Annotated in this window: 1 protein-coding gene; it reads left to right on the top strand. The window is 67.4% G+C overall.

Annotated elements, in window-relative coordinates; genetic code table 11:
• The coding region (locus D7Y04_RS43815) for a family 20 glycosylhydrolase (RefSeq protein ID WP_147477409.1) at positions 1-380 on the top strand (380 nt) is incomplete at both ends.

The raw sequence follows: 380 nt of genomic DNA, 5'->3' as shown, positions 1-380 counted from the left end.
TCGCTTCCGGAGGGCGAGCGCTACACGGCCGCGCAGATGTCCGGACTCGTCGCGCACGCGAAGGAGAAGGGCATGACCGTCGTGCCGGTCGTCTCCCTGCTCGGACACGCGGAGCAGTTCTTCATGCATCCCGGGTGCGACGAGTATCTGGAGGACGGCGGTGACAACATCCGCCTCGGCTCGGGACGCAACACGTTCTGCCTCTCCAATCCGAAGACACGGGAGTTCCTCTCGGCCTACGTCGCCGAGCTCTGCGGGATCTTCCCGGGACCGTACTTCCACGCGGGCTTCGACGAGGCGTGGAACTCGGGGACGTGTCCGCGCTGCCGCGGGAAGGAGGCGCGGGACGAGCTCTTCGCGGAGTGCGTCCTCTTCGCGCA

This window comes from Corallococcus sp. AB038B (genome assembly GCF_003668955.1).
GTDB classification, from domain to species: Bacteria; Myxococcota; Myxococcia; order Myxococcales; family Myxococcaceae; genus Corallococcus; species Corallococcus exiguus.
Note: the sequence above shows the minus strand (reverse complement) of the source record. Positions and strands in the feature narration are given on the sequence as shown.